Annotated in this window: 12 protein-coding genes; 6 read left to right on the forward strand and 6 right to left on the reverse strand. The window is 38.4% G+C overall.

What is annotated here, in order from left to right; translation table 11 throughout:
- Positions 1-285: 285 nt before the first annotated feature.
- Positions 286-441, reverse strand: coding sequence for a lmo0937 family membrane protein (locus tag ACESM0_RS10725; protein ID WP_372906208.1), 156 nt, complete (start codon positions 439-441; stop codon positions 286-288).
- A gap of 30 nt (positions 442-471) precedes the next feature.
- Positions 472-933, reverse strand: coding sequence for a hypothetical protein (locus ACESM0_RS10730; RefSeq protein ID WP_372906209.1), 462 nt, complete (start codon positions 931-933; stop codon positions 472-474).
- A 299-nt stretch (positions 934-1232) separates the two neighbouring features.
- Here ACESM0_RS10730 and ACESM0_RS10735 point away from each other — a divergent pair, with 299 nt between their 5' ends.
- Positions 1233-2135 carry a sensor histidine kinase gene (locus ACESM0_RS10735; RefSeq protein WP_372906210.1) on the forward strand — a complete coding sequence of 301 codons (903 nt, stop codon included), beginning with the start codon at positions 1233-1235 and terminating at the stop codon, positions 2133-2135.
- Positions 2136-2269: 134 nt separating this feature from the next.
- Here the strand turns inward: ACESM0_RS10735 and ACESM0_RS10740 are convergent, their stop codons facing one another.
- The 3 genes from ACESM0_RS10740 to ACESM0_RS10750 form a co-directional block, all read right to left on the reverse strand.
- Complete coding sequence (locus ACESM0_RS10740) at positions 2270-2941, reverse strand: hypothetical protein (RefSeq protein ID WP_372906211.1); 672 nt, start codon at positions 2939-2941, stop codon at positions 2270-2272.
- Between the two features lie 453 nt (positions 2942-3394).
- Positions 3395-4141 carry an ice-binding family protein gene (locus ACESM0_RS10745; RefSeq protein ID WP_372906212.1) on the reverse strand — a complete coding sequence of 249 codons (747 nt, stop codon included), beginning with the start codon at positions 4139-4141 and terminating at the stop codon, positions 3395-3397.
- A gap of 6 nt (positions 4142-4147) precedes the next feature.
- The gene (locus ACESM0_RS10750) at positions 4148-4705 is read right to left on the reverse strand and encodes an Ig-like domain-containing protein (RefSeq protein WP_372906213.1); all 558 of its coding nucleotides are present in this window, start codon (positions 4703-4705) and stop codon (positions 4148-4150) included.
- Between the two features lie 427 nt (positions 4706-5132).
- Here ACESM0_RS10750 and ACESM0_RS10755 point away from each other — a divergent pair, with 427 nt between their 5' ends.
- The 3 genes from ACESM0_RS10755 (at position 5133) to ACESM0_RS10765 (ending at position 7769) form a co-directional block, all read left to right on the forward strand.
- On the forward strand, positions 5133-5330 hold the full coding sequence (locus ACESM0_RS10755; protein ID WP_372906214.1) for a hypothetical protein: 198 nt from the start codon (positions 5133-5135) through the stop codon (positions 5328-5330).
- A gap of 35 nt (positions 5331-5365) precedes the next feature.
- Complete coding sequence (locus tag ACESM0_RS10760; protein ID WP_372906215.1) at positions 5366-6862, forward strand: M48 family metalloprotease; 1497 nt, start codon at positions 5366-5368, stop codon at positions 6860-6862.
- Between the two features lie 538 nt (positions 6863-7400).
- Positions 7401-7769: a cupin domain-containing protein gene (locus ACESM0_RS10765; RefSeq protein WP_372906216.1), complete on the forward strand. Its 369-nt coding sequence runs from the start codon at positions 7401-7403 to the stop codon at positions 7767-7769.
- Positions 7770-7783: 14 nt separating this feature from the next.
- On the opposite strand, the gene ACESM0_RS10770 is transcribed toward ACESM0_RS10765, so the two are convergent.
- Positions 7784-8344 carry a helix-turn-helix domain-containing protein gene (locus ACESM0_RS10770; protein WP_372906217.1) on the reverse strand — a complete coding sequence of 187 codons (561 nt, stop codon included), beginning with the start codon at positions 8342-8344 and terminating at the stop codon, positions 7784-7786.
- Positions 8345-8917: 573 nt separating this feature from the next.
- Here ACESM0_RS10770 and ACESM0_RS10775 point away from each other — a divergent pair.
- Positions 8918-9556: a hypothetical protein gene (locus ACESM0_RS10775; RefSeq protein ID WP_372906218.1), complete on the forward strand. Its 639-nt coding sequence runs from the start codon at positions 8918-8920 to the stop codon at positions 9554-9556.
- A gap of 57 nt (positions 9557-9613) precedes the next feature.
- The coding region (locus tag ACESM0_RS10780; RefSeq protein WP_372906219.1) for a type II toxin-antitoxin system Phd/YefM family antitoxin at positions 9614-9846 on the forward strand (233 nt) is incomplete at its 3' end.

A 9846-nucleotide genomic window follows, 5' to 3' on the forward strand; every position in this document is an offset into this window, starting at 1 on the left:
CAACGAGATAATCCTTGTACTCATGCCCTTTTTTAGAAATTTTATTTCTTGTTTTTACTCCCTTTCCGGGTACAAAAAGAGTTCCTGCGATAAGACCCGCAGCTCCTACAAATATGGTGGTTACAATTACGGATGAAATTTTCATTGTTTGATTCCTTTTAAATATTAATGGGTGATTTTTGACTCCGTTTCTCTTTAATTCCCCGACCGTTGTAAGGTCGGATCATTTCAGGCCAACGAAGCGTTTGGATAGTTTTCCGGCCTGATTATTAATCTCTCTGACAGCTAAGCTATTCTTTTGCCCTGTATAATTTGAAGTAGTATGGCAGTGACGGCGATAACCAGCAGAATATGAATTAACCCGCCGGCACTGTAGCCTATAAAACCGACTAACCATCCAATGACCAAAATGACGGCGATGATGTATAATAAATTTCCCATGACAATTGGCGTTAAAGGTTTAGGTTAAAGTCAATTTCCGGATGTAGCGGTAATACCGGAGGTTGTAAAGAAATCGTCAAGAGAATCTCCAAGATCATTCATTCGGCTGCTGAAACTGTCTTTAAAGTTATCCCAGTTATCTTTTCCTGAAGCTTTATAATTGTCCATTTCGCGTTCCAGGTCATCATGTGTGGCTTCAAACTCGGCTAGCTTTTTTTCCATTCTGACTTTAATATCCATATCAGATTCGTTATCTATTTTCTTTTCGATCTCATTAATGGTCCGGTTATATTCCTTTATCCGATCGTCATTTTTGGTTCTGTATACCATGAGTTCAGCTTCCACTTCATTTTTTTCCATTTCTAAATCAGCGTTTGTTTCGACGCCAGAGGTTTCAGATTCCTGCATCTTAATTGATGGACTATCACAACCCGCCAAAATAAATCCTGCGATAAGGGTGAGGGTTGTGAGTATACTAATTGGGTGTTTCATAATACTTTGGGTTTGATATTCTATTCATTTCCTGCAGCATGCAGAAGTAGATGTGAATGTATTTACACAACTGTAATGTGCGGGAATAAAAGCTATATAGCGTTATAAAGAGATGGGACAGATTTATATATTTAACAGTTATATGAAGTTTATTTCTTTTGCCATTTTTTGAGAATCGCTTATTAGTCCTTGTTTTCCGTGATATATGCAAATCTGCCGTTCTTAGCTATAACTAGCAGTTGGTTCTCAATCTCTATATTGTTAGAGTAAATTAATATTAAGAGATAAATCAGTAGTGCATGGATATACAAAAAAATGATCAGTCTAATACATCTGATGATACAGAACAGCTACAGAATATTGCTCAGATAATAAATAGGAATTTGGAACTCGAAAAAAAGTATAAACTGCTTTCCTCCCGGGTGGAATATCTGAACAATCATGTGCGAAATTTAAAACATGATCTGCAGAGCCCTCTCGGTGGTATTATCGGAATGCTCGATATATTGATTAGTGATGACAAAGACCGGGTTAACGTGGAAACCAGGGATCTCAAGATGATTAAAGATTCAGCGCAGTCTTTATTAGACCTGGTAGATGAAGAATTTGTGATTGGGGATGATCTGCAGAGTGAAAAGCAAAATATAAATATCGATAAAAGACTTTCTTCTGCTATGAAAGAGATTCATCGATTATATCTTCCAATGGCGAAAAACAAGGGGATTAACCTAATGCTCAAAAACAAAATCGAAACGGAGATTGAACTCCAATCCAATTTATTTCTGAACCTGATACAGACTACCGGGAATTTAATTGCGAACGCTGTCAAGTTTACCCCATCAGGTGGAACGGTTATAGTGGAGTTTACACTGGGTGCAGAGGATGACAGAAGTATGCTGTTCATGAGCATATCGGATACCGGTAAAAGTATGTCGGCAGAACAGGTCTCAGCATTTAATCAGGGGAAACCGGTTGCAAGATCATTGGGAACTGACGGAGAGGAAGGATCGGGTATTGGCCTTCAGCACGTCAAACAGATGGTTTTTGAAGTGGACGGTCGAATAGATGTTGAAAGCGAAAAAGGCTCAGGAACAACTTTTTCATTGTCATTCCCTCTACCGGGTATAAATTTGCACAAAAAAGGAGCTTTCCATTTTGTAACTAAAATCAAGTCTGTAATATTGAATGGATCTCAAAGCTGAAATTTTTTACCTGACTAGTGTTACTTGATTCAGTTATTTCGTCTACACATACAAAGTCATTGAATTTGAAAAACTTCAGCTGGTTTAAACTATATTAAATAGTGGAGTTTTTGCCAGCTGAATAGATTCAATGATCACTTCTTCTCAACTACAACAAATACAGTTTGAATATCTACGGGTGTTTCAGCGATCACAGCAAACTTTGTTCCTGAAGAAAAATCAAAATCTTCATAGCCGGCTTCTACCATGGCCAGAATATCAGTTACTTTTTGAGCGTCAAAATTCCGTTCTCCATTCTCAGTTTGAAAAGAAGAAGGAAGGTCTTCAGTTGCGACTGTATTTAGATCAAACTCCGGATTTGCTCTAAGTGACCATACCACCAACTGAATTTCACGCCATGTTAAATCGGGGTCACCGCTTCTAAGGTCCTGGCTGATATTGAGCAGATAATTAACTGGTTTCCACTTATCCACCATATCCGTAGAATAGAGTTTAATGCCGCTGTAAGTGGTATTACTGCTCTGAATAGGTTTGGTCCAGTCTATACACCAGGCCTCTTTAGTACCGTTTTCTATCAGTTCATTTGTACCGATATCACTCAGTTGTAAATTAAAATAGGCTGTTTGATGGTTTTTATTGACCTGTATGGTTGCATTATCTCCTCCCGGAATGAGCGTTACACCTTCAACGGGGTCCAGTGTATCTGAAAGATCAGGTTCAGATCCGCTGACTGTTTTTTCACACGAGATACTAAAAAGTGCCAATATTGCGAGCAGATAAATTTTGGAATAGATTATTGATTTCATTTGAGCACCCTGTTTGTACACTTGGAGTGGGTTATATGTGAATGTATTTCATACAAGTAAATTGCGATTAATTTCTACAATATTCATTACATTTTATCAAGTTTAGCTTACATGTTTTACGTACACTGATTACAAACTGAGTGAACAATCTTGGATTAAAATTAGGGAGCATTCATCACCCAAAGTGATTTATGTCTACATCTATTTAACGAGAGGAGCTGCCGGTTTCTGTATTTGGTAAAATTTTTAATAATCGTACAGATAAATGGCTACTTTAAAAAAGATATTGTTGAAGTAGTTATCTATTAATTGAAGAAAGGGATCATTAAATTATGCTTACTGAATAGCATATTTTGAAAAGGTTATTTGACACGGTAAATAAAAAAGGACACTTTCAGTGTCCTTTTTTGAAGGTACTATACATTGCTAAATAGCTACAACAATCATTCAAATTTATTTGTTCGTTGAAGTTGTGCGCCCGGCTATCATATTTCTTGGTTCGGTTACGGTATTATCATTGAGTGTAATTGAAGCCTGACTAAACATTCTTCCATTCAGTATTGCATCGTCTTCAAGTGTGATCTCATTCATAGATAGAATAATGCCTTCAAAATTGGCATCCTTGCCGATGGTTACTTCGCCTTCTACATACCAAAAGATATTATCCGACTGGGCACCATCATTTAAAGTGAATACGATATTTTCATCTATAGTAAGATCACTGCCTATTTTGATAAGCCATACATCATCTTCACCACCTGAAAAATTAACATCGGATGCAATATGAAGAGAATCGCTCCATTCGTGTACACCGGAAGTTAAGTCGTTACTGTGTAAGCCTCCTGTTTCGTGAACTGTTATATCATCACCGTTCTGCATGGATGCGTCACTATAAGCCGTCAACAGATCTTTTATAGCTTCATTCACATCAGGGTATGTTGTGTCGCTTTGATTTGATTGTAGAATTAAAGCCTGGCTTTTAACTCCTTTTCTTTCTGAATGAGAACTCTGTTTTTCTTTATTCGTGCCATTTTTAACAGACCCTTCTCCAGTGTGGCCCGTAATCATAGATTCTGATTTGTTGTTAATATTTGTTTGGGCAAGAATTACAAATTGACCGGCTTTACCGAGGTCAATCCAATTGTTTTTGGCTTTTAAAGCTTTATCTGCAGTGTTTGCACTGTATTCACTTTTGTTCATACCCTTTTACTCATTTTGTTTATCAGAGTAGATGGGGTTAGAAGTGCCAGAAGTTGTAAAGCTCCATTCATGATCGCTCTCAAGAGCATTATTCTCTGAATTTTTAACATCTTTTGTTACAGTAAAGGTGTATAGAGTTCCATCCTCTAAATCAGAATTTGGTGTAAAAGTTGCGATTTTATCTGAATAGCTGACGGTTCCGCTCACGGAATTAGTTGAATACTCCCAGCTGGATTCTGGAGCAGGTTTAGAGATGTCTCTTATGTGCTCGTTTAACATCACTTTGCTGTTCTGATACACTGTTGTATCTGCTCTGGTTGCATACAGTACAAGGGTCGATCCATTGATAGTTGATTCATTCATATCACTGCTGAACGTAATTTTGATCACACTGCCGGGTTCAACATTCATATCACCTCCCGTGGGAGTTGTTGATATTATGACAGGCGCTATAGCTTCCGGGGATACAATCTTGTTGTCCTGGGCAAAAGCGCCGGCTGTAATACCGGTGAACAGTAGAGCTGTGATCGTCAGGCTTTTATAGGCTTGTTTATATTTTCTCATGATTTTGTTATTAAATATTGTCGTGAAATAATCATCACACCATCAATCTGCTTATAAATTGTCTCAGTGTTGTTACAGCTTCCCGATGTTGAGTTGCAGATTTCATTGAAGTGAATTGTACGGAGCTATCCTTTTTTGATGAGAAATCATCCCATCAGACTTTTGAAGAGTAGAGGTTTTAAAATTCACAAATTGCCGTCTGATGGACGACTATCCGAATATCAACGTTGATCATGTTAAGTGTAATGTTCCGAAATGGATCGATTTGGAACCGTTCAAATTTGTATTAACCTTAAAAACCCGTGATATATGTAACACTTACACTATTCCACATAATGCATGTGATGTTTAAAGTTTTGAAATTTAATGAGTAAAGAACATATTGCGATATTTTGTAATGTTTAAAAAAAAATTGAAAGGGGAGATTATGAAACAAATATTAGGCGGTATTTTGAGTATAGGCGGGTTGATCGGAGTAATATTTTTTGGGTATCAGTACATCCAGGATTCTGAATCATTTTCAGTCTTGGGAGCAGATGTCGCGGTAAGCTCCGGCGACTGGGTTCCTATTTTGATCTCACTCATTGTTCTCATTGTTGGGGTTCTCATATCTCGGTCAAAATAGACAGATAAAGTTTATAAAGATAATTGAGAGGAGATATGAAAAACACTACTTCAAAGTTGAGTCTTTTGTTAATTGTTGGGCTCGTTCTTTCCGCCTGCAGTATTCAACGAAGTGCTATAAGCGGTGATAAACGGGCGTATGGCTACAGCTGGGAAAAGGAAAAACAGATTGGTCAGGAGGCCGATCAGCAGATACAGCAGCAGTACGGACTGTACGATGATGATGAGCTGAAAGCCTATGTTGATGAGATTGGGCAGGAGATGCTGGCAGTGAGTCATATCAACCGGGAGGATACACCTTCAGTTTATGCAGATACAGACTTCTACTTTCGCGTATTGGACAGCCCGGTCGTGAATGCTTTTGCTTTGCCTGGCGGATATATTTATGTGACTCGTGGACTGCTGTCTCATCTTGATAATGAAGCCCAACTCGCCGTAGTACTGGGCCATGAGATTGGTCATGTGATTGCTCGCCACGCCTCCCAACGGGCCTTTGAGCAACAGATGGGTCAGCTTGCACTGATTGGGGGAGCTATAGGCGGGGAACTGCTGGGCCTTCCCGGCGGAGATATTCTTGGTATTGGCAGCCAGGCTGCCCAACTTCTGTTTTTAAGCTACAGCCGGGATGATGAGCGGGAATCGGATCAACTTGGTGTTGAGTATGCGTCCATGCAGCATTATATGGCAGCTGAAGGAGCACAGTTTTTTGTTTCGCTTAACCGTATGTCGGAACAATCGGGTCAAAGTCTTCCTAACTGGCAATCTACCCACCCCGATCCGGCTGAAAGGGCTAGCAGCATTCCGGAACTTGCCGAAGAGTGGAAAGCAAAAGGGTATGAACAGACGATTGAAAATACGGACGATTATATGGGTAAACTTGACAATATGATCTATGGTGATAACCCACGGGAAGGATTTACCCGTAACGGGTTTTTCTACCATCCGGATTTGGAATTTCAATTTCCCTACCCTGATGGATGGCAGGTGATCAACCAACGGTCGCTGGTTGCTGTTGTTAACACAGATCAGGATGCCGTTTCAATTATGACGCTGGATGGGGAATCAGCAAATGCTGAGGCTTCGGTCAATGAGTTTTTGAATCAGGATGGAATTAATACGGAGGGGAAATCCAGAACAGAAAGTAACGGCCTGACTGCTTATAGGGCTGAAGCGACCGGCCAGACTGAGGATGGAACCCAACTCAAATTTTATGTCTATGCGATTGAGTATGATGGCTCCATTTATCGTTTTTTGAACTACACCACCGCTGATAAATATAGTACCTATGCTTCTAGCTTTGATGAGACTACCGGGGGATTCAAAGAGTTAAACGATCAAGATATTCTGAATATTCAGCCTGTTCGTCTGCAAGTAGTTAAAACCAACCGTTCAGGAACTTTCCAATCTTTTATACCAGGAAACCTCGATGGCTTATCGATTACAGTTTCCCCAGAGGACCTTGCCATTATGAACCAGGTAGAGCTCGATGAACAGATCAGTGCCGGTACCTGGTTAAAGCTTCCTCGTCAGTAAGAGTTTGAGGACGAATATAAAGTTTGTATATGAGGGTCGCATAAAATGAACTTTTATTAAAACTCAAGAATATCCTCCTATTAAGATAATATTTTGAACCGGATACAAATAAGTGCCGTCAGGAACGAAATTTTTACAGCACCCAAATAAAAGCATATCTATAACATTAAGCGGGGTTGCTGTAACAGTATATCTTTATTGTTTCTATACATTGATTTATAGTTAATTAGTTAATCAAATGGAGCAAATATGGACAAACACAATAGAGACCACAAAAAGAATCAAGACGAGAAAAAGCCGGTCAATAAAAACCCGCAACACAATCCGGAAGAAAAATCGGCTGTGAAATCAAAGAGAGACAATTAGTAAATCGCAATATTGATTTACCTAAAGGGGCTTCTGTATCATCAGGGCCTCTTTTTTTGTATTTAATTTACTTCATCGATAAAAGCCTGAAAACAATACAAAAAATTGCTTCCTAATTCCTTATCAGTTTTATAAAAAATTATGGAAAACGTACTCACTTCAACTATTACCCATGAGTTTAAATAATCTAGAGTTAGAAAAAGCAAAAACTCATATCATCGTTGAGATTATTGAGTACATACCGAATTCGGTAGTCATCAAAACGATTATCAAAAAAACAACGGGGAACATTTCTGCAGTATCTTTCGATTCTGGGGAGGCACTTTCGGAGAAAATTTCTCCCTTCGATACTTTTATTCAGATTATCGATGGAGAAGCAGTGGTAGTAATAGACGATACGGCGCATAGGCTCGTCGTTGGTCAATCGATTATCATTCCGGCTCACACACGCAATATTATTGAAGCTAAAATCCGTTTCAAAATGATCTCGACTATAATCAAGAGTAGCCATAAAAATGTTGGTTTGGACGGAGTTTCGTAAAAGACTTTACCGATTCAGAGATCTTCCAGACTTTTGCTTCGTCTGTCTTTCAACTCTTTGAAATATGTGGGTGTCAGTCCGGTAACCTTTTTAAACTGATTTGAAAGATGTGCAACACTGCTATAATGTAGTTTGTATGCGATTTCAGTGAGAGTCAGTTCATCATAAATAAGCAACTCTTTCACCTTTTCAATTTTATGCAGAATAATATATTGCTGTATGGTAATTCCCTTCACTTCCGAAAATGTGTTAGAGAGATAGGTGTAATCGTAATTCAGTTTTTCACTGATGTATTCTGAATCATTCACTTTTGGTACTTCGTCGGAGTAGTGAATCATTTCAACAATTACAGCTTTAATCTTCTCAACCAGAATATTCTTTTTGTTATCCAGGAGTTCAAGACCCGATTTTTTCAGGTTTTTTGAGAATGTATCCAGCTGATCTTTAGTAATCTCTTCTTTTACGTCTACAAAGCCAAGTTCTACAGATGAACAAGTTAAACCAAGTTTTTCAAGCTCGCTTTTTACCAGCATTTTACATCGTAAACTAACCATATATTTGATGTATAGTTTCATGATGCAATTTTTGAAGAAATTAAGCTTATATCATTAAAATGAGAATCTTTCATACACCTCATTTATCAAACACTAATGGAGCCACTTAAATTCAGTTAATTTACTGTCTCGCAATGAATTCCATTTTGTAATCCAATAAGAGTGATTTTTTATGAAGTTTTCTGTCGGATAGCTTAATATTTTCTGAGTTCAAGTAATAAGTGCAACACGGCATTTATGCAATCGTGCAGCACTTAAGATAATTTATACTATGCCATATCACTTATCTATTTAACAGTTAGAGTTACATATATCACAGTTTTTTTCAGCTATCGGAAGAATAGACTTTTCCTTTATAAAACTAAGTCTATTTATTCCGGCTGTTCTTGATTTCCAAAAATAGAACAGGCGATTTTTTTGCGAGTGCCTTCCGGTTTTATAACTCTCTGTACCGGTTTTCTCTTGTAAAATTTCTCATCTTATTTTCAAATAAGGAGATTTTCAGGTAATATTAAATAGTAACACTATCGGAAAGTTATTAAAATTAATAAGCTTTCAATTTATGACTATTCCCTTCACTTAAAAGAGAAAATAATGTCATTAGAAATCGTAACAATCATTGTGGGTACGGTGCTTGTCCTTTTAGCACTGGTTGGAAGCATGTCATTCAAAGAGTCGTCCGAACCGTTGATGAGTGCTAAAGTCAGGGTGTCTTTTGGTTTGGTTGGAATCATGCTGGTTATCTATGGCGGATACACTTATGGAATAACCAACAGCCTGGCTCAGATGGAACAGGTTACAACCGGAAACGTGAAGCAGGTAGAGTATCCAGTAGATCGCACTCAGATCATCTCTCCGGTAGATGGAGACAGAGTGGATTGCCGTATTTTAACGATGGGCGTCTATCCGGAACCTCTTGAAAAAGACATTTGGGTGCTACTGATGCCCTCAGATGGATTTTATTATCCTCAATCTGATCAAACGAACACCTCTTACAAAAGAGACGGGGGATGGCAGGTTATCACAAGATTCGGTGGAGACCTGGGAGAGAATTATGATATCATTGCTTATGAAGCAGACTCTACAGCCTCAGAATTTTTCAGTTCAACCATACAAGAATGGAAAGATGAACTGTTCTTCCCGGGGCTTGAGCTGGAAGAAATTCCGGACGGAGCCGAAGAGGTAGACCGAATTACGGTTTCACTTCAGAAAAATTGCAGAGGAGTATTTTAAATTGGATGATGCTGGCTCCAATTCATTAAATACAATTTTGATTTAAAACTACTTGTTATGACTAAAATTAAACTCGAAGAAAATTCCTGTTCACTTAACGACTTTCAGGCAGATGTTGCAACATTCATGACAAAGGTAAAAAAAGATCAAGAGCCTCTCGTAATTAAAGAAAAAGGGAGTAACTCTGCTGTTCTCATGGATGTGGAAGAGTATCGAAAGCTGGTAGAGAAAGCACAGCTGCTTGAAGAGATTGTTGCTGCCCGTAAAGAGATAAAAAGCGGTGAGGGTGT

The organism is Rhodohalobacter sp. (assembly GCF_041686455.1).
Lineage (GTDB): Bacteria > Bacteroidota > Rhodothermia > Balneolales > Balneolaceae > Rhodohalobacter.